Origin of the sequence: Plectonema cf. radiosum LEGE 06105 (genome assembly GCF_015207665.1) — a bacterium.
GTDB classification, from domain to species: Bacteria; Cyanobacteriota; Cyanobacteriia; order Cyanobacteriales; family Nostocaceae; genus Rivularia; species Rivularia radiosa_A.
Genome location: NZ_JADEWL010000106.1, coordinates 1 through 25505, shown reverse-complemented (window position 1 = coordinate 25505; position 25505 = coordinate 1). Strand labels below are relative to the sequence as shown.

Here is a 25505-nt window from a genome sequence, read left to right as displayed (position 1 = left end):
ACTCATAACTTCCAATTACCCATTCCCAATTACCAATTACCAATTACCCATTCCCCATTCCAATCTTGTCAAGTCAAGCGTTGGGGGATATATAGACTGTTCCAGTTTTTCCAAGAATTGCTGTTGGTGTCGAAGCATTGCCACGAACCATTTTTTAATTCTTGATAGCAAAATAAAGTGCGCTCGCTGGCTTGTAGGTTATCGGTAAAGCAATATACTATGTCTCTAAAAGGATAAGTTTTGCGGCTTAACCGTTTTGCTACAGCTTGGTTGGGACATTCAACAATAAACACCGGCTCGGAATCTAGGTAGCCTAATGAGAAGATGCACATCCGCAGAATAGCTCGCAGCCAGCTTTCAGAAGTGCCGAAATATATATCGACAATTGTATTGCTTAAAGCCCTTTCTAATCTACGGTTTTTTTGTTCGGGAATAGGATGCTCTGACATAGCTTCACCATATTGCTATAGCATTGCTTTGAGATTAAACTATAAGCCCGATTCCTGACAAGTGCATACGAAAAATTACGGCATCTAAATGTTAATGTTAAGGTTTAAGGCTAGTAGCGGTACCGCTAACTGGTAAAATTTATTTACGTAAATAATCACAATTTGCCATGACTGTTGAAGCTAACCAAGTGAATTCGTCAACAAAAGGTGCTGATGCTGTTGACGAAGCAATTGCTAAGGGAATTGATTTAGATGGTTCTCCTATTGAACCCGAAAAATTGGATTTATATAATAAAGTTATGGGGTTGGAAGGTGATAGACAGCGTAGTGGTGTAAAAAATACTATGAGGTCTCGTATTGTTAGAATTGGGGCTAAACATATTTCACAAACTGAACTTAATCAAATGCTGGAAGCAGCCGATTTTGCGCCTTTGAAGGAAAAAGAAATCGCTTTTTATTACGGAGTAAAAGTTGGCGATTGAAATCGCGGCTACACAAGTAAACAAAGTCCGTCTGCACGGACTATAAAAGAGATTAGCCCACCTCCGTGGGCTTTGTTTGTGTAACCCAGTGATAAATGGCTCAGAGATATTATCTAGACTTGTGCAATTTCTCTTCGCTAACCCAATCACCGTGGAAACCGTAAGGTACTCGTTGGGGAATTAATATTCGTGCAATTGGTTGGGATGTCATATCTTGAGCGTCAACAATTACTAATTCAGATGTATCCTCGTCAGAATCATACACGAAAGTCATTACCCAACCTTCATCTTCTCCACTTCCACTAGCACGAGGTACAAATACAGCTTCACCACCATAACGCCCTTTACCAAATTCATGGCTTTGGGATTTACCGCTGTTGAGGTCATACTTAATTACACCATCAAACAAAGGCATCGAACCTTGTCCCATTTTGCCAGCATAACCGTAGCGCGTTGGTTGTCCTAAAAAGTTATCGTTAACACGGGGAAATTCTGAAGCGATATCATCAAGCCTTTCTTCGCGCACGCTACCATCTTTTAAGTTAAACCGCCAACGGTGTAGTCTAGAAATATTATCTTCCCCATCGCTTTCAATGTCCTCTGTGGCAAAAATATTTACAGAATTCACCCGACAAGCGATAAGTACTACCTCATCTCCTTGTTCGTAAGCGTTGAGGGTATGCCATACAAAACAAGCAGGAGTTTCAAACCAGCGAATATCATTATTATCGCCGTGGCGAGGCACAATCCCAAAACGGCTGGCTCTATCTTTTTCAAACATCATGCCAGGTTCGCCTTTCTGCATCCGCGTGGGATTGAAGGTCATCGGCAAATCCATAAATATTGTATAGTTGGCGGTGATGGCGAAATCATGCATCATCACTCCCATCGGTAATTCAATGGGTACTGTTTTCAGTAGTTCACCTTGGGGTGAAACTATACTGTAATGTAAGTATGGTGGAGCAAATGAATAGCCGAAAAACATCATTTCACCCGTTATCGGGTCTACTTTGGGATGTGCGGTAAAGGCTGATTGTAACTTGTCGTTGTAAGTATATTCACCAATAGTATCTAACTCTGGAAGCTTAATAGCATGAGGCGCACCTCCCTCCCAAAGCGCTAAAAATTGACCTGCGTGCCATACCAAGGCGGTATTGGCAACGTTTTTATATCCGCTGCCGTGGGGGTTATCCATTTGTGGTGGTTCTAATAACCCACTCCATAGGGCTTTACCCGCTTCATGTTCGATTTGCCATCCTTTCGTCCGCACGTAACGGTTACGATAACTGGCTTTACCGTCAAAAATCCGCACTCCGTGTAACATTCCATCCCCATCAAACCAATGATACTGTCCTTTGGGATTCCATTGGGGATTCGGACCATTCCTTACGAACATCCCGGATAAATCCCGTGGTAATTCACCGATTATTTTTAAGTCGTCAGCGGTGATTTCTTCACGTACTGGGGCAAAATTACCATCGAGAAAAGGATTTACTGCTGATGTTATCATTATTGTTAATTGTTAAAGGTCTGGATGTTAAAGGTCAAAAGTCAAAAGTCAAAGGTCTGATTTTTTTAGTCCTCTTTTAAAGAACTTAGAGCGTGTTTATAAATAAAATTCTGTCATTCTGAGGAACAAAGAATCTAGGTTTTGCGGCATAATTGAGAGATGCTTCACTACGCTATTGCTACGTACCCCTCCGGAGAAGCAAGCTACAGCATGACAAATCGCGATTTTTGCCGAATTAATAAACACCCTCTTAGACTACGAGATACATTAGGACACACTCGCGTGGGTTTTAAGTAGTTTTAGCTTGCTTTTTTAAAGCGATGCTGGTTGTTTCAGAAACATTTTTCGGTTTGCTTTTCACACTTAATACTGAAGATATTGTCTTGGGTAAGACAAGGCAAGTAACAGTATTGACGAGGGTGAGTAATACAATATTAGTTAAACTCATCTTCAGGTCTCCTTTTGCGAAAAAAATCCTCATATTCTATTGTGAAGCAAAATCGGGATAATTAAATCAGTATCAACTTTTAAGTTTCTTTTGGTTTCCATAAACGACTTTTAAGTTTAAGTTTAAGTTTAAGTTTAAATTTATATTTATATTTATATTTAAATCTATTTATTGCTTGTTAGCTCTTGTTAATTAAATTATCTCAGTCTTATATCTGACATGGAAAAATCAAATTAATATTCAGTATGTATATGTGGGTTTATATAACTAAATTTTTATCAATATAATTTTACATTTGCACTAAGACTTAATCTATATTAACAGAAATTACCCAGGTGAAGCCAGAAACCCGGTTTATTCCTCGATATCTGGTTGTAAAAACAACGATTTTGTATGGAAACCGGGTTTATGCAGTGTAAGTCTTAATTGAGATCGAAAGAGTTTTATCTCTTGTATATATAACAAGTTGTCTATTTTTAGTAAATGAAGGAATATGCTGGAAGTACAAATTATTGACTGTAAAATTTGCGTGTGATGTCTAAAACTAAGGGTACAAATAGTTTACTTTCTAAGCTTGCAGAACAAGACCGGGAATCTTTGAAAAGTCGGTTCGATTACTCAAATGTCGAGTCTTTACCGGAAATTTGGGGAATAATCGCCAGTCGCTTTGGTGATACAGTCGCACTGCACAATCCCCACGCTCGACCAAGGGAGGAGATAATAACTTATACCGAGCTTCATCAGCAAATTCAACAATTTGCTGCCGGTTTACAAGCGTTGGAAGTCAAACCAGAACAACGGATTTCGTTGATTGCTGATAATAATCCTCGCTGGTTAATCGCCGACCAAGGTATAATGACTGCTGGGGCTGTAAATGCTGTACGCAGTTCTCAAGCAGATACGGAAGAATTGGCGTATATCTTGGCAAATAGTGATAGTACGGTGTTAGTAGCCCAAGATTTACAAACCTTTGAGAAATTGCGTCCCCGCTTGGATAATTTACCAATTAAACTAGCAATTTTATTAACAGAAGAAACAGCACCGACAGATGAGGGTCTCAAAGTATTAAACTACCAGCAGTTGATGGAAATTGGTGCAAAACATAATTTAGAACCAGTTAAGCAAAACCGTGATGCTTTAGCAACTTTACTTTACACTTCCGGGACTTCAGGAAAGCCCAAAGGTGTAATGCTTTCCCACGGAAATTTGATGCATCAAGTAACAAGTTTACGTACCATAGTTCAACCGGAACTAGGAGATGTAGTTTTGAGTATTCTGCCTACCTGGCACGTATTTGAACGTACTGGCGAGTATTTTTTGCTTTCTCAAGGTTGCACCCAAGTTTATACAAATTTGCGCTCGATCAAAAATGATTTGAAACAATTTAAACCCCATTACATGATTGGGGTACCGCGTATTTGGGAATCGATTTATGAAGGAGTACAAAAGCAGTTTCGCGAACAACCAGCATCCAAGCAAGCTTTAATTAATCGGTTTTTAGGTATTAGTAACAAATATATTAAAGCACGGCGAATTGCTCAACAATTGGATTTAGAAAATCTTAATCCTGGGATGGGAGAACGAATTACTGCTAACATTCAAGCAACAGTTCTTTCACCTCTACAAGCTTTGGCTGAGAAAATCGTTTACAGCAAAGTGAGAGAAGCTACCGGAGGAAGAGTCAAACAATTAATTAGTGGTGGTGGTGCATTAGCAAAACATATAGATGATTTCTACGAGATAGTTGGTGTATCCATCGTTGTTGGTTATGGTTTAACCGAAACTTCTCCAGTTACTCATGCTCGTCGTCATTGGAGTAATTTACGCGGTTCTGCGGGATTACCGATACCGGGTACCCAAGCAAAAATTGTTGATTTAGAAACTCGTAAAGAATTACCAACGGGGGAAAAAGGTTTAGTATTGCTCAAAGGACCCCAAATCATGCAAGGTTATTATAAAAATCCCGAAGCGACACAAACAGCCATTGATGCGGAAGGTTGGTTTAATAGCGGTGATTTGGGCTGGTTAACACCCCGTCAGGATATAGTTTTAACCGGACGAGCAAAAGACACCATCGTCTTAACCAACGGAGAAAACATTGAACCGCTTCCTATCGAAGATGCTTGTTTGCGATCGCCATTTATCGACCAAATAATGCTTGTGGGACAAGATAAAAAAAGTCTCGGAGCTTTGATTGTCCCGAATTTGGAAGCATTAGAAAAATGGGCAGAAACTCAAAAATTGGAATTATGTGTTAAAGAAGACAATGTTACGACATCCACCAGCCAAAAAATCAACCTTGAGAGTAAAATGATCCAGGATTTGTTTCGGCAAGAGTTGATTCGAGAAGTGCGAAATCGTCCGGGATATCGTCCGGATGACCGTATTGGACCATTTAAGTTGGTTCTAGAACCGTTTTCTATGGAAAATGGCATGATGACACGAACTCTTAAAGTCCGACGACACGTTGTGATGGAAAGCTATCACGATACAATCGAGCGGATGTATAACGCTAGCTAATCCACCATGTATTGAACTAAAAAAGGAAAAAAAGACATTTTTATGGACATCTCCAATCCTCAATTGCTGCTAAAGCGCGTTATTAACGTTAAAGCCATTGTCACACCTCTATGGAAAGAGGAAGTAACGCAGCAACTACAAACTCAAATTAATCAAGTTGACCAGCAGCTACAACAAATCGATGTCCAAGGACAGCGAGCAATTACTGAAATCCAAAAGCAAGGTTTACAACCTCCCGGGCCTCAGACTCTACAACAAATCGAGAATATTCAAGGTCAGGTAAATGAGAAAAAAAGCGAAATGCTAGAACAAAAAAACCAAAGCTTGCAAAACCTGCAACAGGTACAAATGCTTGAATTGAATCAAGAAGTTAACCAATTTCAGTTAGAAGGCTTTTTCCGAGCAGAAAAAGGTGATAACTTAATTAGTAAAATGCAGGTTGAAATTGTGCTGCGGGACGGTGTTATCGAAGAAATTCGCGGCGATATTTAGACAAAATAATAATTCTGAATTCACCATGATGAATTCAGAATTTAGAGTTTTTATTAGCTAAAAATCGATGAAAATTTTAGATGTGGTCACAATACTGCATCTAAATTTAATTTATAGGATATTTTGACTAGTAAAAATGCTGCTGCTATGGCAAAGCAGTCAAATTTTATTGCTCCTCACACACTCTCTATATTCCATTTTCAAGCAATCTTAACCCAGGAATATAATTCACACCAATATACAAAACAGATTCAGATTAATTGACTTTCTACCGACAATTTGAGTTTGAGAAAGTTGTTCCATTCGCAAAACATTGCTCGTAAGAACCAGCCCAAACAATGCGCCACAAAGGAGGTGAACTGACAAACAGTGAACGTCCAAAACTTGTAAGTTCAACTCGATATTTAATTGGTTTGGGTTTAGAAGAAGCAAAATTAGTTTGGGTTATCGTTACCATTGCTAGATTGGGTTGTGGATAAGACACTTCTACTTGACGAGTTAATTGCTTCGAGTAATTTGGATCAAAAGCGTTAACAGCAAGAGTCGCTGGATCTGTACCTTTGAGTACGGATTTTAAACGAGTTAATGGTATTGACTTATATTTAGCTCTGTAAGGATTTGTGACAATATTTTGAGTTGAAATTTCTTTTGCTCTAATTTGCTGTTGCTCTTCGGTAGTAGAAACTTCACTAAAATGCCATCGTTTAATTATGTAAACTCCAGCAACAACAGCACTCGCAAACAGCGAGAGCGTTAATACCACGAAAATCTTGAACTTTGCCGACATAAAATTTAAAGGGAATCTTAAACGGTTTGTTTTTATTTATCCATCTTGAATTTTAAATCGAGACATGGTTTATAACTTCATACCTAAAGTGGAGTTTCCGCAAAATTTGTTCAAAAATTTGTGGAAAAATAATTAAGTAATATTATCTAGGGAGTAGGGAACTCTTAGTAGGGAGTAGGGGGTAGGGAACATGAAATTTTATGGATAACCCAAACCTGTGTAGAGACGTTACACTGTAACGTCTCAAAATCTAAATTCATACCCGCAGCAAGCTAAGCCAAAATTTTTTTATAGAAACGACATCAACTGATGAACTGAGTACGCAAAAATACAGATTAGCTGATAAATGTGGTTTTAAGATAGTTTGTTGCGATCGCCATCGCGATACAATGCAATCTGTCAAAAACTATTAAAGTCCGTAAATTACTAATTCACTATATTCCTTATGAGTATTCACGAAATATTTATGCCAGCGCTGAGTTCCACGATGACTGAAGGTAAAATAGTATCCTGGGAAAAAGCAGCCGGTGACAAGGTTGAAAAGGGCGAAACGGTGGTAATCGTTGAATCGGATAAAGCGGATATGGATGTGGAATCCTTTTACGAAGGATACATGGCTCATATTTTAGTAGAAGCTGGAGAAAGCGCTCCAGTGGGTTCTGCGATCGCTTTCCTCGCAGAAACCGAAGCCGAAATTGAAATGGCAGTAGCTAAAGCCAAATCTCAAGGTGCAGCACCAGCAAAAGTCGAAGTTGCGGCTACAGCCCCTGGACAAACAGCAGTGCAACCAACGGCTGTAAGCGTTGGAGCAAATGGTACGGCTCAAAATGGTTCCAGCCCCCGCAGCGGTAGAACAATTGCTTCTCCCCGCGCTCGTAAGTTAGCAAAAGAATTTAAAATTGATTTAAGCGGTATTTCTGGTAGCGGTCCTCACGGTCGTATAATTGCTGAAGACGTGGAAAATGCTGCTGGTAAATCTACACCTCAACCAGTAGTTACACCCGCCCCCAGCGCTCCTACAGTCACCCCTGCGGCGACACCTGCACCAATGCCGGTAGCAGTAACACCGGGACAAACAGTACCTTTGACTACTTTACAAAATGCTGTAGTGCGGACTATGCTGCATAGCTTATCCGTACCTACCTTCCATGTAGGTTACACAATTGCCAGCGATGAATTAAATAAACTTTACAAACAAATAAAATCTAAAGGTGTGACAATGACAGCGCTGCTAGCTAAAGCTGTAGCGATGACATTACAAAAACACCCATTATTGAATACCAACTATTCAGAACAGGGAATGGTACATCCTGCCAATATAAATATTGCCGTAGCGGTAGCAATGGATGATGGAGGATTAATTACACCTGTATTGCAAAATGCTGATCAACAAGATATTTACAGCTTATCCCGTAACTGGAAATCCTTAGTAGAACGCGCTCGCACAAAACAGTTACAGCCCCACGAATACAACAGTGGCACCTTTACCATATCCAACTTGGGTATGTTTGGTGTAGATACATTCGATGCGATATTACCACCTGGACAAGGTTCAATATTGGCGATCGCCGCATCTCGTCCGACCGTAGTAGCCACCCCTGACGGTATGATGGGTATACGTCAACAAATGAAAGTAAACATTACTTGTGACCATAGAGTGATTTACGGCGCTCATGCAGCAGCATTCTTACAAGATTTAGCGCAGTTGATTGAAACCAATTCTCAATCTTTGACGATGTAGTAGATAATAATGATGCAATAGTAATCTTTTTGACTTGGGGTTTTTAACTCCAAGTTTTTTTATTGGTAATGGGTAATAGGTAATTGGTAATGGGAAATTGGGAATTAAATCCGTGTAATCAGTGTAATCCTTTTTAATCCGTGGTCAGGAATTATTAGCTTCAAAGTTGTAGGATACTGGGAGATTAAAGCAAACAAGGGAAAGTTATGTCTTTTAAATACAAAGTATTATCAATTGATGGTGGCGGTATTCGCGGTATTATTCCGTCAATCATACTCAAGGAAATTGAACAACGGACGCAAAAACGGATTTGGCAATTGTTTGATTTAATCGCTGGAACTTCAACTGGAGGTTTCTTAGCAATGATTTTGACTATGCCAAATTCTGAGGATAAAACTGAAGCTCGGTATTCTATGGAAGATATTATCAATATGTACCGAGTAGATGGAAAAAATATCTTTCACGAGCCATTTTTAGAAAGCTTAACAGATGTTGATGATTTGTTAAGACCAAAGTATCCTTCTGAAGGTAGAGAAAGAATTGCCGAAAAATACTTTCAAGATGTTTTTCTGAAAGATGCACTGACTAATATTTTTATAACTAGCTATGATATACAGATAAGATTACCTGTATTTTTCATCAATAATTCTACATTTCAAAGACATACAGGAACTAATTTCCGTAAACTTTGTAATGATTACAAAATGATAGAAGCAGCAATGGCAACAACTGCCGCTCCAACTTTTTTTCAACCTTATCAGCTCGCAATGCGCGGTTGCGATAAAGATGATTTTTATGCATTAGTTGATGGTGCGGTTTTTGCTAATAATCCGACAGCCTTAGCAATTGTGGAAGCGATTATCTATACTCAAAACAATGGGGAAAACATCAGTTTAGAAGATATTTTAGTTACTTCTCTGGGTACTGGTTCTTTAACTCGAAGATTCCCTTATGAACAAGCGGTTAATTGGGGGAAACTACAATGGATACAGCCATTAATTAATATTTTCCTTGATGGTGCAAGTGAAGTCGCGAATTATCAATTAAAACAATTATTACCCGAAGCTCAGAATAGCAACAAACAGTATTATCGCTTTCAAAAAGAATTAACTGAAGCAAACGATGATTTGGATAATACGACTGAAGAAAATATCGCATTATTGGAGAAAGTTGCACATACAATTATTCAAGAACAAAGTAGGGAACTTGATAAATTATGTGAGCAACTTTTAGCTTAGTTTTTATACAGTTGTCTGGGGCTGTAAGTCCCAGTCTAATCAAATAAACTTTATTAAAATCAATTAAAGTTATAAATAATATACAATATACATAGTAATTCAGATTTAAGACCCGAATAGGAGAGCCGAATCTTTTTTGGAATTAATCTAAAATTGAAATTATAGTCATCCAAGGTGTCCAAAGATGAATTCTCCATTTCCGGGAATGAACCCGTATTTAGAAAATCCTGAATTATGGTCAGAAGTCCATCATCGGTTGATTACAGCTATTGCGATCGCGATTGCTCCATCAATTCGTCCTAAGTATCGAGTAGCTATCGAAAAACGAACATATTTAGGTGATGTTGAAGATTCGGTTTTAATTGGAATTCCTGATGTAGCTGTAACAACTCAAAAAAAGGCTGCTACTCAGAATAAAACAACAACGGCAACTTTACCCGTTCAAGGAAAGTCGGTGACAGTAAAACTCCCGGTACCCGTATATAAGAAAGAAGCTTATCTAGAAATTAGAGAAGTAGCAACTGGATATGTAGTAACAACTCTTGAAGTTCTTTCTCCTACTAATAAACGTACCGGGAAAGGAAGAGATGCTTATGAAGAAAAGCGTAAAGAAGTATTAAGCACTCCCACACATTTAGTCGAAATTGACTTACTTCGGGCTGGAAAACCGATGCAAATTTTGAGCGAAATTCCTCAGACAGATTATCGTATCTTAGTTGCGCGTGGAAATCGTCGTCCTTTAGCAGAAGTTTTCGGATTTAATCTTCAACAAGAAATTCCGTGCTTTTTGCTTCCCCTAAAATCTGGAGATAACGAACCTTTAATAGATTTACAAAGTTTGTTAGCACAGATTTACGAACAAGCAGGATTTGATTTAGCAATAGATTATAGTATTGAATCCGTACCACCACTGCAATCGGAAGATAAAATTTGGGCTGATGCTTTGTTGAAAGAGAAAGGGTTGCGTTGAATAGAATAATTTAAAATTATTTATCCCCAAAAAAACAAAAAATTAAACAAAAAAACTTTCTGTAAAACAAATATTATTCAGAGACAATTGAATTTGAAAGCTTTCTTGAGAATTACACCGAAAAATTGGCAGTTGAATAAAATTATCAATGCTGCGAGAAGTCACTTCTTTTAAAGTTTTTCCGGTATCAGATAATATTGCTAATTTAATATTTTCAGGAAGACTGTTTTCTTCTGAATCTGGATAAATTCGTAAGCGAATACTTATTTGCTCATCTTCTTCTGGTTTTAATGCTACTAACATTAATACAGATTGATTATCAAGTTCAATGCGTTTTACAGCTTTGATAATTTCTTCTCCTTGTAAACAAGAACTATCTTTAAAACTGAGATTAAAATCTCCTACTGATTCATTAGTTAACAGTGATTCTAAAGTTTGCCAACCCTGCTGTAAAATATCCTCAAACCATTCACTTAAATTAATTGGTGGAGTAACTTGCTGTAAATATTGAGGAAATTCTGCTAATGTACGCAATTGATTAAGCGGTAATTTTTCTGTTGCTACTCTTTGAGCAAATCCCAATAGGGTTGCTGTTTCTAAAGATTCATCAAGTTGCACGACAATATAACCAATTCGTGCTGTCCAAACTTCTTGAGGAATGTAAACAAATTCAGCATCTGGTAAAACAAATCTGCACTCTAATTTTCCATGATTTATTACTTCTAAATCGGCAATATCTAGGAAACTTTGAATTATAATATCGTAGCTACTACTTGCTTTCCAATCAGTTGTAAAACCCATGCATTGTAAGTAATGATTAACAGCGTATATTGCTAGAGTATTGAAATAAACTTGTTCTGATTTTTGTAAATTAGAATGATAGCTACAAAATTGTTCGGCTAATTGATGCGCTTTTGAGGTGAGAGAAACTGTAGAGGTAAATGGTTTTTGTATTTGATTAATCATCATGTTGCTGCCTATTTTTATTATTTAAGTGTGATTAAATTTATTCTCAATACTGCTCGGTTAAGCCTAAAAATCCAAAAATGTGTAGGTTGGATTGAGGAACGTTCACCGTAGGTGTGCCGAAGGCACAACCCAACATTTATCCCTCTTTTGTTGGGTTTCGCTGTCGCTCAACCCAACCTACAATTTCCCTTAACCGAGTAGTATTGAATTTATTCTTGAATATATTTTCTAATTTTTGGTGCAATTTTTTGTAAGTGACGTTGAAAAAAATTACTGAGAGCGGGTATTCCAATATTGAAAGTTTCGGATAATTCTTTCCAACCAATTCCTTCTAAACGTTTTAGTGCTATGACTTGAAATGTTACTTCGGGATGTCCTCTCATATGTTTTTGTAAAAGTTGATTGGGGTTAGTTTCTAAATATTCTCGGAGTTGTTCCAAGAGAGATTTTTCTACTTCTATTTGTGGAATATTTTCTATTTCATCATCTAGGTTAGCTAATTTTGCGGCGGTTGGTAAAGATTGTTTAGCTATTTCAAATAAAAGAGAGTTTATAATCACAGGCTTTTTTATTATCGATTGTGATAAGAAAAAGATAACTGTTAATAAAAAAAGTATTTTTGCACCTAAAACATAGGGTACTAATTGTTTAATTTGGAAAGTTAACCATGAAATCAAATCTTTTTGACTAATATTTTTGATTATATTAGTTAGCTGATATTTATTTCTAATAATTTTACCGTTTAATTTCTGAATAAAAGGGTCATTTTTGGCAACATGAGAAGTTCGCAATATCATATCAAAGCGAAAATTCAACCAAGCTGTAAATTTACCTTTATTGGCATTATATGTATTTATATTTTGATGAAGCCAAATCCAAAGTTCATTTTTAGCCTCTTCATAGACATCGCGATCAATATCAGGTTTATGCAATAACTTATCGGATAGCAAAATCGCATTAGTTAATACCTGAAATGCGTATTGCCATTGTGGAGTTAATTGCTGATACTTTTGTACTTCTAATGCTAATTGTTGTAAATATACTTCGTTAATAACTTTTTGAAAACTACGCGATCGCACTTCATTCACCCATGCTGCTACAGGGAGATTTTGTAATTGGTATTCATCAATATTTTGGGAAATATCTTGGTGTAAATACTGCTGTAATGCTTGATAAATATCAAGATAAACACCATTAAGAGATGTATTTTGTGAGTAACGGAAAAGAAGAATACACGAACGGAGTATTTTGTCAACTATCGCGATTATTGCTGTTTGACGTTCTTTAGTTTGAGGCGGGGAGTTTTGAATTTGGATTACAAGTTGCTGTAGTTTCTCATCCATGATGCATCTTTATTATGAGTCTCTACTGATAAATATTTTTAATGTTCCCGTTTTTATATAATTTGTAATAAAAATTAATATTTATGTTTTTGTATAAAAGTCAGAATTTTGGATTGATTTCTGGGTAGAAGGTAAGCTTTAATGCTTACTCTCTAGCTAAAAAGTATTTGAGTGAAACTAATTTCACCAGCGACAACGATGAAACTGTATTTAGCTGATTGCACAAAATATGAATAAGTCAAAGTTTGTCAAAATTTGTGGTTCGCTTTTTTTCTCTTTTTTATGTTTGTTTTTGATATCTTGCGATGGTAATTCCGGAAATCCACCTGATCCACAGGAATGCGACGATTCAAATATTCAATCTCGTTGTCAATCCAGAGAAGACAATAATATTGGCAATTAGTACACAGTTCTATAACTGAATTATTGTCAAATTTATGGACAGTTCAAAGTTTGATTTTTCCGAAATTAGGCAGAAATGCCAAATTTATAAATCTTTCTTTAATCGTTTATTTTTGTATTAATTTGGAGATTTTTAGTCATGAGTGATAGCAACAATCCAACAAACTTAGGTAAGACAGATTCTGTTGAAGAAATAGGTACATTAGATAGTTTCAATCCAGAAGATACATATCTATTTACTCTGCCAACTGCTGATGAACTTATTGATCAGGCTAATAGTTTTGGGAGACAGTTAAATAAGGTTCAGCCTACTGGTTATGACAGAAATATATCTGTGAAATCAAGTGCCCCAGTAATAGTTTCATTTGGAGTTGATAGTAATAACAATGGAATATTTGAAGACAATGAAATAATTGCAGAAGATACTTTAACTGATGGCACATTAGAAGTTTTTGATGTTTCTCAAAGTTTAGAGGATAATTTACTAGATTTAGGACAAAATTATTTTGTAGAGGTTGAATCTACAGATCCTTTTTTTAGTAATTCTTATGAAGTGACTGCCGAAACAATACCACTCTATAAAGGTGAAATAGATAAAGACGAAGATTCATCCTATAATTTTAGCGGTGGAAGATATTATTACGACCAAATAGATGAATTTGCTCTCAAGGAAGGTGATTTTGATGACTTTGTAGAAGTAGGAGATGAATATTCGGTATCTGTCATCTCAGAAAGTTCATTAAACCCAGTTTTGTTTCTCTTAGACAAAAATAATAATAATCAAGTAATTGATGTAGCTTTTCAAAATGAACCTGAGACAATAACCCTTGGAGGAGAAACTTACAATCAAATAACATTACATTTTACCGTAGAACCAGGTATTAACTATACTGTATCTGTAGAAAGTGTAGAGCCAGGACAAACAGGTAGTTATTATTTTGATTTGAGCTAATAAGAAATAGAATCGATTAGTTTTAAACGACAAATTTAATCAGATTTGTCGTTTTAAATTGATTAATTTTGATTAATTAATCTAGAAAGTAATAATTGTGATGACTATAGAAATTACAAAAGCTGAATATAAAACAGTATTTGGACTATGCTTTCTATTCTTTATTTGTCTGTTAACGACATCTTGTAGTGGTGGAGTTTCTAAGTTTGAAGAAGAAAACGATTCTAGAAAGAATGTAACAGTAGAAAAAGGTTTTGTAAAAGTTACAGGAAAAGATGATGGTACAGAATATGAATGTTCCGGTTTTGACCCAAATTTCACTACAGATCCTAGTATTTACAGTTGTGATGGTAATGAACTTGTTATTAATAGATAAGTACTTATAAATATAGTAAATTTCAGTTGAGTTCAATACACTAAAACCTCACCCCCTTCCCCTCTCCTTAACAAGGAGAGGGGTGCCCGGAGGGCGGGGTGAGGTAAAATTTTGCACCCAAATGAAAACTGCGATAATTGTCTGTCCCAAAATATTTCTCATTGCCAATGATGTTTTTTTGCAAGTATGCAAAAACTAATAAAGTCGATTGCATTGAAATATTCGATATTAGATGCTTATCTGATTAAAAATATTTTGCCTAGTTTTATTTTCAGCCTTGTCATTTGTTCGATTGTTGCGGAATTGATTGGAATTTCTTTTGAACAAATAAGATATATTACCGAGTGGGAATTATCTGTAGCGATATCAATTTATATCCATTATCTTAAATTACCAAGCTTTATTGCTATCGCTTTACCATACGCTATTTTATTTTCCACTCTTTTTACCTATACTCGATTGTCTCGAAACAGCGAGATAATTGCTTTACAAAGTTTTGGTGTTAGTTTATATAGATTAGCTTTCCCTGCTTTCGTAATAGGAATTTTAGCTTCGACTATGATGTTTTCACTGAATGAACTAATTGTTCCTTCTGCTAATTATAAAGCCGCTATGGTTTTTGAAAAAGAAATGAATGTGGATAGAAATATTTTAGATAAATATCACAAAAGGAATATTATCTATAAGGAATACAGTGCTGAATTAGAGACATCAAAAAAACAACAGAACTTAAAATTTATTTTGTTTGCTGAAAGCTTCAAAGAAGGTAAGTTGTTAGATATTATAATTCTTAACTACAGTAATCATAAATTAACGGAAATTATTAACTCAAATTCGGCTGAATGGGATAAAAATCATCAAAAATGGAAATTAAATGATGGAGAAAGAAATTTACTAACTAGTAATGGTAATTTTGGTGAAAGAATTTACTTTAAAATTCTATTTATCAATAATATTTCTAAAAATCTTTGGGATTATATTAATTTAAATCGCGACCATCGAGAAATGCATATTTGGGAATTATATAAAAAATTGACCATAATCAAAAATATGGAAGATATTAAAGCTATGCTTAAACTCAAAATTGCTATATTTAGAAGATATACAAACCCTTGTTCTTGTTTTATTTTTGCTCTTTTAGGCTGTTCGGCTGGTATTAACAGACAATCAAAGGCTAATTCGATCAGTAGAAGATTTATTTTAGTAGTAACAGTTATCTTGATTTACTATACTCTCAATTTTTTAGTGAACTATTTTTGTTTATCACAAGTTATTCCTATAAGTTGGGGAATGTGGATTCCGAATGTTGTGGCAATTACTATAGCAATATTCATATTAATGTATAACAATCAATCATTTGTAATCACTAAAAAGTCAAAACGAAAAACAGGGAACACAAAACAGAGAACAATCTTAAAATTTTTTCAAAGATAAATTTGTTGATGAAATTGCTATTACCACTTCCCCCAACTCATCCCCACCTCCGCGCTATTTTGAAAAATCACTGGTAGCCAAGTTGCATAGGGAAACTCCTCTTGCAATCCTTCCAATCTCTTTCGTGCTTCTCGCACCGAAGAATACAAGGATTTACCACTAGAAAAAGCACTCAGAAAATATTTCAAAAATTCCTGTGCCACTTTATCTGGTACAGGTTCTCGCATGACTATCATTTGGGGAATATGCAAATCTGCCAACTGTCGTGCTAAACCTAAACCATCACAGGAGTTGAAAATGGCTAGTTGCAAACCGTACTCTATTGCTTGTGTTAAGCCATATTTTAGTTCTTTAATGGTCAGTAATTTGGTTTGATTAAGTAACACGGTTCCCGTACTTCCATCTGCATGACTGCAACTATGTCCTGAATAACAAAGGATATCCCAACCGGGAGCATCCCAAAGCTGTTGATGTAATTGTTGCAAAGTTGGTTCTACCAGAAAAAATGTTTCGCTTCCTGGTAGTTTTTCTAATGTTTCCCTGTCGGCTTCTACATCAATTCCACTACTATTACCTAAAATTGTTAAAATTCTAATTTGATTTCTCGGAGGTGCTATTTTTTCTTTTCTGTTACCAGTCAGCGATAAAGCAACTTCAGCTTGTTGGTAATGCTCAAAAAAACTCCACAAATGCCAAGGTAAACGTTGCAATTGAATATTTTTAGTTTGAATGATTACTGCTACTTCTTCAGTTTGTATAAGCCTTGAACGTAATTCTTTTTCAATTAAGCTGAATGATTGAGAGTTAAGCCAATTATTCAGAGATTCTTCCAACTTACAAGCATAATTATCTAATTCATGTTCAGAAAAATTAGTAACTGATTCCTCTTCAAAATCAATGCGTCCAAACCAATTTTGAGAGCGATAAAGTTGCTGCCATTGCTGATACAATTGGGGAATATTTGATTCTGGTGGTAGTTTACTTGTAAAAATCATGGGAAGTGGATGCTCATTTGTCCTAATTAAAGTTGTAACAGGAAAGCCATTTGTAAAATCACCTTCACCGATAGTGAGGACAACCAATTTACCTGCTTGTACTTGATTTGAAAATGCTGGAGAATCTTTCTTAGCTAATAGTTTAGCAATCTCTGCCATTTCACTACTTTTTTGGCGAAAGATTTCAATTTGGTCTTCTTTTCCTTGCAATTTTGCTTGATATCCAGCTTCTATGATTTTAAGTTGTTGTTGATAACTTTGTTGCAATTCTTGATGAATTTTAGCTTTATCTGCTTCTTCTGGAACATCGACTTTTACAACAACAAATCCATCACCTTTACTTTCAATGCTCTGGATTTTTAATGAGATATTTTGATTTTGAGCTTGCACATCTTTAAGAGTTGCAGTTAAAGCTTTTAAATCTAAACCGTTACGAAAAATTAAATCAACGGTGTTTATAGCAACTTGAAATAGTTTAGTAAATTCTCCCGATGCAAATTCACCACTTTGAGGACGACGTTGACTATTTTCTTCTAAATAAATAAAACGACAATTTACTTTATCAAGTTTGGTAGTACTATCAATATTCCAAGTACCTAAACCACAAGCACCAGTAAAATAAGCTTGTGTAAAATCTGTTCCTAAAGCTTGAGCTTTGGTAAGGATTGACTCTTTTAAATTAGCACCTTGTAAATTTGCTTGAGTCAATTTTGCATCTGTAAAGTCAGCTTTAGTAAGGTTAGCTCCTGTTAAGTTTGCTTCAATAAGATTAGCATTTTTAAAGTCTACATTTCTAAGGTCAAAATCAACTAAATAAGCTGCTTCAAGACAAGCATTTTCGTAAGACTTATTCTGGTAATTTTTATTAACTAATAAATCTCGAACCGCAAGATTATCTAATATTGTTTTATCTAATCTAGCAAGCTCTAATTTTTTGCTCTGGTACCAAATAGTGTGAGTCAAATTAGCTTTTGTAAAATCAGTATTTCTTAAGATAGCGCCAGTGAAATTTACCCCTGTTAAATTAGCTCCTCGAAAACTTGTACCACCAATAGTTACAGTCGCAAGTACAATTTTTCTAATAAAAGTATGATTCTCGTCACCTGCTAAAGTGCGTCTGCTAATATCAGCGCATAAAAGCATTATTAAAACAGCAATTCCCGTAGTAATAGTAATTGCAAACCAGCCATTTTGAGCAATAATGGCAGCAATTCCGGTAGATAATAAAGGAATACAAATTGTGGTTATAACTGAAATAATTAGAGAGCTAATTACTGCATTACTATTAGTATTAGCAATCGTGAACACTAGAAAAATAGTAATAACAACAACAACAGAAACATTTAGAACAAGATTATTTGCAGTAGAAATAGCAATATTGCCAAGTACTTTTTGACTGAAAGCAACAGAAATAATTCCAGCCAAAGTACCAATAAATGCGAGGATTCCCAGAATCTTAGTAAAGGCATTGGCAAATCCTTCTTTCAGGGAAACAATTAAAAAGGCTATACATCCAGTTAGAGCGATCGCACTAGCAATTAAGTCATCGGAATTACTACTGCATAACGAAGCAGAAATGACAACGGCAATAGCACCAGCTAAAAATCCTGATAGTAATGAAAAAAGAAACGATACAATTAACCAATACTTCCTTAATCCTGCTTTCGCATTACTGAAATTTGCATTAGTGAGAATAGCCCCGGTAAAATCAGCACCTCGGATATCAGAACCCGAAAAGTTGGCATCCGAAAGATTTTGACCCTTGAAGGAATAACTTTGGAGATTTTGATTTGACAAGTTTAAGGAATGATTATGGTATTCAAAAGGCATAGTTAAATCTTGCATTGTACTACCATTAACTGTCTTTATTAATAGAAATGTCAAAGACTGACATAAATTATGTCAGTCTTTTTACTTTACAGTAAGTTTACAAATAGTTTATTTCTAATATCTTTCCTATCTTTCGCACACGAATTTTTTTTTTGTCAAGTCCCCCAAGCGAGACTTTATCTCTTGTTTTCCTATAAATTCTGCTTATTAATAAATAAATATACTAATGAAGTTGATTCATATCTTGCACCATAAAAACTTATCGTCAAAATAATTACTGATTGTTTGACTTCGTTCTTAGCCGCCTGGGACTGCAAGTCCCAGTCTGATAGCAGAAGTCCATTAAAACGGACTAAAGTATTACATTTTTATGTTGGTAATATTTTGACATTTTTTTTGAATTGCCTAATTAATTATGCGGCTCTGTGCAAGATGTCAGTTGACTAAACTTTGTAATAAAAAAACAGATGATTAAAAAAAACTCGGTTATTGAAATGCTCTAATTACAACTGAATTTTTTTACCAATATCCGATAGTGGATAATCCTTTTATAATAAAATCAGAAATAAAGTCCCACTAAAAACACGACAAGGACTTAATGTCAGTAGAAACCACCGAAGTATACTCTAACCCAACAGACGAATCGTTGGATTGGCAACCTCCAATGCCACCGACGGATTTAATTTTTGATGACGGAGAACCCTTGGAAAGTAATCGTCACCGCGTCGCGATGAATTTATTAATTCGTTCGCTCAAACACTATTGGGTAGAACGTACCAATTTTTTCATCGGCGGTAATATGTTTGTTTATTACAGTAGTAAACAAGCCAGAAACAGAGATTTTAAAGGACCAGATTTTTTTGTTGCATTAGATGTACCATCAAACCCGACACGTTTGGGTTGGGTTGTCTGGGAAGAAAACGGACGTTACCCGGATATGATTGTTGAGTTACTTTCCGACTCCACCGAAAGCCAGGATTTGGGTGAGAAAAAACAACTTTATGAACGAGTTTTTAAAACTAAAGATTATTTCGTTTTCCATCCATTTAAAGTTAACTCGTTACAAGGATGGCACCTAAATAGCGATAACGGCTATCAACCTATTGAGCCAAATCCACAGGGATGGTTATGGTGTCAAAGTTTAGGGTTGTGGGTGGGAACCTGGAATGGCATTGTAGAAGATGATAATGCTGTTTGGCTGAGGTTTTACGACTCAGATGGTAATTTAGTTTTATTACCAGAAGAAGCAGAAAAACAACGGGCTGATTCCGAGCAACAACGTGCTGATTCCGAGCGACAACGTGCTGATTCCGAACGACAAGCAAGATTAAATGCTGTAGCACAATTGCGAAAAATGGGGTTAAATGTGGAACAGATTGCTCAAGCACTTAGTTTGTCAGTGGAAGAGGTAGAGGATTATTAATAAAACCTCAAAAGATAATTAGGGTTTGCTGTAAAAGTCCTTTGCACAAAATAAACGTTATAGAAGTCGGGTTTTTAAGATAAAAACCTGACTTCTCATCTCAAAATTCTTTACTGTATAGAAAAATCAATAATTGACCATTTTCAGCAAGCCTTAATTAATAAAAATTAAACCCGCTTCAATCCTTCTGCTCTCAGAATAACTTTATCCCCTTGGCGAACTATTAAAGTTGATGCTTGATTACTATTATTATCTTCAGTAATCACACTTTCTATAGCGTAAGCATATTCTCCATTTTGCCAACCAGTGACACACTTACCATCTCGACAAAATACTTTACCACCTGTTAATTGAATACAGTTATTTTTGGAATCACACCCGTTATAATTAACATTCCCTGTACCATTAGTACCATTCCAAGAATCGTAATTACTCAGTTTGATAGTCCATTCACCGTTGCTCAGAGTTAAAGCATCACCAGAAGATTTTTGCGAATTTTTGGAGCTACCAATAACATCCATTTTGACAATTGCAGATTCTTTTTTGGTCTTTCCACAAGGTTCGTTACTTTCACAGTCATTGAACTCTAATATGTCATAACTCAGATTAACTTTTTGATTTAAAAATTGTTTGTCTTGAGCGCAAATTTCAAAACTAGCACCAATATTTTGCTCTTTACCTTGTTCATCTGTTAAAGTTACATAGCATTTTAAATCACCTTGAACGATATCTTTTATAGTCCCAACTTTTGGCTGTCCTTCTCCTGATTTTGGAGTTTTGCTAGTGTTATTGACTGGTGTTTTTGCAGCTGTGCTACCAGTCTCAACGGGAGGTTTTTCGTTGATAGTAGAATCTTGATTATTACTATTTGAAGAGGAATTATCGATGGGTTCTTTATTTACTGAAGCTACTTCCGAATTGTCAGTTTGAACTTGATTATTACTATCAGTATTAGCTGTTTCATTTTGATTACAACCAATTGTTAATAAAGAAATAATTAACAATGCAGTTGTGAAGATTGGCTTTTTCATAATATTACTCACATTATTTAAACGTTGTAGACTTTAAACTTTAACTGCAAACAGTTTTTTATACAACGTTAAATATGTATATTCCTCAAATTAGCTCGTAATTTTTTTAGTTTTGATTCAAATCCCATAAACCCGATTTCCATCCCCCGGTAAAATAGTCAAAGACCGAGGATTTATCCGGTGTCCTACAGTAACTTCTGTTTCCCCATGCCAAATTTCAATCGAAAGCACTTTATCCCCGGAACCTTCGTAATCAAAGTATTTACAAGTTTGATCGGTACGTCTTTGTACAGTCCCAACACGAGTCATAGTTGCTACCCCAGAGTCAACGCATTTATAATGATCCGAAGCAAAATTTAACTGTTGTGGTGGTGGTGTTTGGCTGACATCTAACTGATTAGTAGATTCGAGCAATGCAACTTCTACAGTGTCATCTTCATCTACACTCAACCAGCGAATTTGATTATCATCCTGCAACATATATTCAAACCAGGTGTATTCATCAACTGTATAGGTAAGCTTTCCTTCTACGACCCAATCAATACCCATATATTGGACAATATCGCCAATTTGCAAGTTAAATATATTACGTTTAAGTGACGGTAATTCTTTCGGTTTACTACCCGATAATGCACCTCGCTGTTGAAGCACTAGTAAATAAGCTCCACCAGCGACTACTGCAATAATTCCCAACCAAATTAGTAGTGTAATCATCATATTTTTTGTTTAATTGTTTAGTGGGAGGGAGAAAAGGAAATAAATAATTCTTAACTCTACTCCAGCGTTGCAGAATCCGGGTATGAATTTAGATTTTGAGACGTTACAGTGTAACGTCTCTACACTTTCACCCGGAGGGTGCGGTTCATCTCTTTTTACCTCTTTCCTCTGCGTTCTCTGCGTCTCTGCGGTTTTTTACTTAATAATCTTCTGCCGGGAAGGGAGTAATTCATTGTTTAACGAAGTTTCTGGCAAAGTTAGACGGATCTTGATCTCGTCGATGCCTAGTGGGAATGGGTTCTGGCTGTCCATCACCAACGAGGGCTGCGGTTTTTTCCAGGGATTCCCGCAATCGCTTGGCTGCGTAAATGGACATATCTCGCGGTACATTAATGCGATCGCGCAAATATCGTAAAGCAATATCAGAACCCTGTGGAGGTACGCAATCTTTACCAGTCATCATGTGGGTTAAAGCACAACGCAAAGCTTGATCAAACAATTTATCATCTAAGGGGTTGACTCGGATAATATTAATGCGGTGTTCGATAACTCTTTGCAGAGCTTCCATGGGGGAATTTTCCGGTTCTGGATAAGTCACATCTGGTAGCCCGAACCAAGAACCGTTATCCACCCGTACTTTATTAATAAGCATCTGAGGTTCACCGTTTTCCCAACAGCCCCCCATTTGGGGCGGTAAATCATGTACGTGGGTGTGAAAGTCGCTCTGGGTACCCCGGTAAGTCGGTCGGGTTTCCATCGCGTCAAACCATGCGCTCAAGCGGGGGTTTTCCTCGCGCAGCGAATAACCTTTATAGTAGTAAAGGCTGGCATTCATCCGTTCCACATAGGGTGTAAAGATAACATCGACGATGCCGAAGTCCGATAAAAAGTAAGGTCCTGGGGTACTACCTAAAGCCTCCTCAACCTTAGCTACTACTTCTGTAAATTGTTCTCGGTTACGTTGTTCTTGTCGAGGAGAACTTGCTGGATAGCACAACCAAGCACACCAAGCTCTAAATAAAAGTCGTTCTAATTGACGTAGAGGAAGCACGGTGCGCTCTTCCATTCCTTGATTCAATCGACCATAAACTTTTTCCAAAGCGATCAAAATATCGTCGCTTTCCTTGATAATTCGTCCATCCAACTCGATTGCAGGCAGCATTCCCGATGGAACTTTACGTTTGTACCAACTTTCTTTCTCCCCATAGCAGAACATGGTCACTTTTTCAATACGGTAGGGGATTTGTTTTTCCTCTAACCATAACCAAATTTTTTGACAGTAAGGGCACCAAGCATGATTATCACGGTACAGCGTTACCCGCACATCAGATTCAGGTTTTCCAAATAAGCGTAACCTAGCTCTAGAGTTAGTGGGACCATTGACGGTATCTATTTGATAGTCGGTGAGGGTTTTTAGTTCTTCCCAGCTTAGAGGTGTGGTAGTCATAGGGTAATACTTAGGGCTTTTCTTGACTTTACAATAACATTTGAAGAATTCGTCAACTTAGACACAGAGGACAAAAGATACGAGTTATATCCTTTACCCTTACATTGGAATGATAAAAAGTATGTGCAAAAAACTCTGCGTTCCTCTGCGCTTACCTCCGCGTCACTTTGCGTTTAAAAATGTATAATAATTTATACAAACAGTGTCTGGATAAGCACTTATAATAAACGGAGTAGGGGTTAGGGAATAATAACTAATCATCCGGACTTGAGATAACTCCTAACTTTTAATTAATAATTCAACCATCGCGATCGCAATTGATAGTTAACAATTACGGGATGAGAAAGTCGGTTTATTTCGACGTTTCCTAACTCTACATCTTTGGGTAGTTCAAATAAATGATGTAATATCGGTTCTGTTAAAAAGCGTGTTTCTACGGGAAGTTGTAGTTGATCTAAGTTTAATTGATGGCGCGATGCTAAAACAAATCCCCAGGGTCCAAAGCTGGGAACTTCTACAGTGTAGGGATTTACTTTTAATCCTACCTCTGAAAGTGTTGCAGCAATACAACCGATAACTTTAGGGGCAAAAAATGAACTTGATGCTTGTGTGACAAAAACCCCTTTATCTGTAAGTCTTCCTAATAAACGTCGATAAAAACCTTCTGAGTAAAGTTTGGCAATGATATCTTGATCCGGGTCGGGGAAGTCTGCAATAATTACATCGAAGCTATCTTTAAGTGCTGGTGCGCTTAAGAATGCATCGGCGTTGATTACTTCTACGCGAGAATCTTCTAAGGAATTACCGTTGACAACTCTTAATTGGGGGTGACGACTTGCTAATTTTACTACTTCTGGGTCTAGTTCAATTAGTACCACCTTTTCCACTTCTTTCCATTTGAGTACTTCTCGAATTGCCATTCCGTCACCAGCACCCAATACCAAAACATTTTTCTTGTTCGGTGTTGCACTCATCGCCGGATGTACTAATCCTTCATGATAGCGGTATTCGTCGAGGGTTGATAGTTGCAAATCACCGTTGAGAAACAGTCTAACATCTTGACCTTTGCGGGTTAAGACAATTCTTTGGTAGTTCGATTGTACTCGTTTAATGATCGGTGCTGAATATAAGTTATTTTCTAAATTATTGCTAATGGGTATAGTAGCGGGTGCTAAGGTCAACAGCAATATACCCAAAACTAAACCGAGATAACCCCAACGTCGTAAATGGGGAAAACTGCGTCCAATAAAAAACACCATCAAAGCCGGAAATGCGCCCAAAATAAAAGCCGTGGGAAACATTCCGCACATCGGTAGCAAGATAACCGGAAAAGCCAGGGAACCGAAAAGCGCTCCGACATAATCCAGTGCTAACACACCAGCTAAAGCTTCCCTCACACCTTCTTCCAATTCCAACACTCTCGTTAAAATTGGCACCTCCAAACCCGCAAGTATTCCCAGCAAAATAGTTACCAGAAATAACCCCAACCAAATCGAACCATTTACTACGAATAAAGCGAACAATCCCAGAGGTAATAAGGCTGTTAGAGGAGCGATCGCCAATTCCACACCGACGAAAGCTAACAACAATTTCCGTTGTAGTAATCGACCATTTAGATGCGGTGCAATAAACTGACTCAAGTAAGAACCAGCACCCATCGCTGCCAGGAAACCACCGATAGCAATACCAAAAGCCAGAGCTTGATTTCCTACCAAATAACTAGCCAAAGTTCCTAAAAGCAGTTCTACCGCAAGTCCGCAACCAGAAGAAACAGCCGCCGCAATTAATAATAATTTACGTTGAGTAGAGTTTAAAAGAATACTTTTATTACCAGTAATTTCAAATGATTCAGAAAAATTATTCGCTTCCATTGGTTAAAAAAGGTCTAAGGTTAAAGGTTAAAGGTTAAAGGTCAAAGGTTAAAGGTTAAAGGTATGAGAGTTCCTAAC

The 25505-nt window shown here is 36.6% G+C and carries 20 protein-coding genes; 10 read left to right on the top strand and 10 right to left on the bottom strand.

Going from position 1 to position 25505, the window contains the following annotated elements; genetic code table 11:
- Positions 1 to 68: 68 nt before the first annotated feature.
- Complete coding sequence (locus tag IQ247_RS23535) at positions 69 to 449, bottom strand: hypothetical protein (RefSeq protein WP_193923707.1); 381 nt, start codon at positions 447 to 449, stop codon at positions 69 to 71.
- A 167-nt stretch (positions 450 to 616) separates the two neighbouring features.
- On the opposite strand from IQ247_RS23535, the gene IQ247_RS23530 reads away from it, so the two are divergent.
- Positions 617 to 931 carry a small RNA NsiR4-regulated ssr1528 family protein gene (locus IQ247_RS23530; protein WP_193923706.1) on the top strand — a complete coding sequence of 105 codons (315 nt, stop codon included), beginning with the start codon at positions 617 to 619 and terminating at the stop codon, positions 929 to 931.
- Positions 932 to 1040: 109 nt separating this feature from the next.
- Here the strand turns inward: IQ247_RS23530 and IQ247_RS23525 are convergent, their stop codons facing one another.
- Positions 1041 to 2441 carry a carotenoid oxygenase family protein gene (locus tag IQ247_RS23525; RefSeq protein WP_193923705.1) on the bottom strand — a complete coding sequence of 467 codons (1401 nt, stop codon included), beginning with the start codon at positions 2439 to 2441 and terminating at the stop codon, positions 1041 to 1043.
- A 982-nt stretch (positions 2442 to 3423) separates the two neighbouring features.
- On the opposite strand from IQ247_RS23525, the gene IQ247_RS23515 reads away from it, so the two are divergent.
- Positions 3424 to 5409, top strand: a complete 1986-nt coding sequence (locus tag IQ247_RS23515) for an AMP-dependent synthetase/ligase (protein ID WP_193923702.1) — start codon at positions 3424 to 3426, stop codon at positions 5407 to 5409.
- 42 nt (positions 5410 to 5451) lie between these two features.
- Positions 5452 to 5901, top strand: a complete 450-nt coding sequence (locus IQ247_RS23510; RefSeq protein ID WP_193923701.1) for a YlqD family protein — start codon at positions 5452 to 5454, stop codon at positions 5899 to 5901.
- Positions 5902 to 6169: 268 nt separating this feature from the next.
- Here IQ247_RS23510 and IQ247_RS23505 read toward each other — a convergent pair whose 3' ends face one another.
- Entirely contained in the window at positions 6170 to 6688 is a 519-nt protein-coding gene (locus tag IQ247_RS23505; RefSeq protein WP_193923700.1) for a hypothetical protein, read from the bottom strand.
- Between the two features lie 445 nt (positions 6689 to 7133).
- Between IQ247_RS23505 and IQ247_RS23500 the strand changes: the two genes are divergently transcribed.
- The 3 genes from IQ247_RS23500 (at position 7134) to IQ247_RS23490 (ending at position 10637) form a co-directional block, all read left to right on the top strand.
- Positions 7134 to 8429, top strand: coding sequence for a dihydrolipoamide acetyltransferase family protein (locus IQ247_RS23500; RefSeq protein WP_193923699.1), 1296 nt, complete (start codon positions 7134 to 7136; stop codon positions 8427 to 8429).
- A gap of 206 nt (positions 8430 to 8635) precedes the next feature.
- The gene (locus tag IQ247_RS23495; protein ID WP_193923697.1) at positions 8636 to 9667 is read left to right on the top strand and encodes a patatin-like phospholipase family protein; all 1032 of its coding nucleotides are present in this window, start codon (positions 8636 to 8638) and stop codon (positions 9665 to 9667) included.
- A gap of 184 nt (positions 9668 to 9851) precedes the next feature.
- Positions 9852 to 10637 carry a DUF4058 family protein gene (locus IQ247_RS23490; protein ID WP_193923695.1) on the top strand — a complete coding sequence of 262 codons (786 nt, stop codon included), beginning with the start codon at positions 9852 to 9854 and terminating at the stop codon, positions 10635 to 10637.
- 42 nt (positions 10638 to 10679) lie between these two features.
- On the opposite strand, the gene IQ247_RS23485 is transcribed toward IQ247_RS23490, so the two are convergent.
- Positions 10680 to 11606 carry a DUF1822 family protein gene (locus IQ247_RS23485; protein ID WP_193923693.1) on the bottom strand — a complete coding sequence of 309 codons (927 nt, stop codon included), beginning with the start codon at positions 11604 to 11606 and terminating at the stop codon, positions 10680 to 10682.
- Between the two features lie 209 nt (positions 11607 to 11815).
- Positions 11816 to 12949, bottom strand: coding sequence for a hypothetical protein (locus IQ247_RS23480; protein ID WP_193923691.1), 1134 nt, complete (start codon positions 12947 to 12949; stop codon positions 11816 to 11818).
- A 541-nt stretch (positions 12950 to 13490) separates the two neighbouring features.
- On the opposite strand from IQ247_RS23480, the gene IQ247_RS23475 reads away from it, so the two are divergent.
- The 3 genes from IQ247_RS23475 (at position 13491) to IQ247_RS23465 (ending at position 16113) form a co-directional block, all read left to right on the top strand.
- Positions 13491 to 14303, top strand: a complete 813-nt coding sequence (locus IQ247_RS23475; protein WP_193923690.1) for a hypothetical protein — start codon at positions 13491 to 13493, stop codon at positions 14301 to 14303.
- A 100-nt stretch (positions 14304 to 14403) separates the two neighbouring features.
- Entirely contained in the window at positions 14404 to 14679 is a 276-nt protein-coding gene (locus tag IQ247_RS23470) for a hypothetical protein (protein WP_193923689.1), read from the top strand.
- 186 nt (positions 14680 to 14865) lie between these two features.
- Entirely contained in the window at positions 14866 to 16113 is a 1248-nt protein-coding gene (locus IQ247_RS23465) for an LptF/LptG family permease (protein ID WP_193923688.1), read from the top strand.
- Between the two features lie 20 nt (positions 16114 to 16133).
- On the opposite strand, the gene IQ247_RS23460 is transcribed toward IQ247_RS23465, so the two are convergent.
- Entirely contained in the window at positions 16134 to 18953 is a 2820-nt protein-coding gene (locus IQ247_RS23460) for a pentapeptide repeat-containing protein (RefSeq protein ID WP_193923687.1), read from the bottom strand.
- 583 nt (positions 18954 to 19536) lie between these two features.
- Here IQ247_RS23460 and IQ247_RS23455 point away from each other — a divergent pair.
- Positions 19537 to 20361 carry a Uma2 family endonuclease gene (locus IQ247_RS23455; protein ID WP_193923686.1) on the top strand — a complete coding sequence of 275 codons (825 nt, stop codon included), beginning with the start codon at positions 19537 to 19539 and terminating at the stop codon, positions 20359 to 20361.
- 167 nt (positions 20362 to 20528) lie between these two features.
- Here IQ247_RS23455 and IQ247_RS23450 read toward each other — a convergent pair whose 3' ends face one another.
- The 4 genes from IQ247_RS23450 to IQ247_RS23435 form a co-directional block, all read right to left on the bottom strand.
- Positions 20529 to 21392: a hypothetical protein gene (locus IQ247_RS23450; protein ID WP_193923685.1), complete on the bottom strand. Its 864-nt coding sequence runs from the start codon at positions 21390 to 21392 to the stop codon at positions 20529 to 20531.
- Between the two features lie 117 nt (positions 21393 to 21509).
- Entirely contained in the window at positions 21510 to 22109 is a 600-nt protein-coding gene (locus IQ247_RS23445) for a DUF4178 domain-containing protein (RefSeq protein ID WP_228059986.1), read from the bottom strand.
- Between the two features lie 229 nt (positions 22110 to 22338).
- Complete coding sequence (locus tag IQ247_RS23440; RefSeq protein WP_193923684.1) at positions 22339 to 23556, bottom strand: glutathione S-transferase family protein; 1218 nt, start codon at positions 23554 to 23556, stop codon at positions 22339 to 22341.
- 290 nt (positions 23557 to 23846) lie between these two features.
- Entirely contained in the window at positions 23847 to 25427 is a 1581-nt protein-coding gene (locus IQ247_RS23435) for a polyamine aminopropyltransferase (RefSeq protein ID WP_193923683.1), read from the bottom strand.
- Between the last annotated feature and the right edge of the window lie 78 nt (positions 25428 to 25505).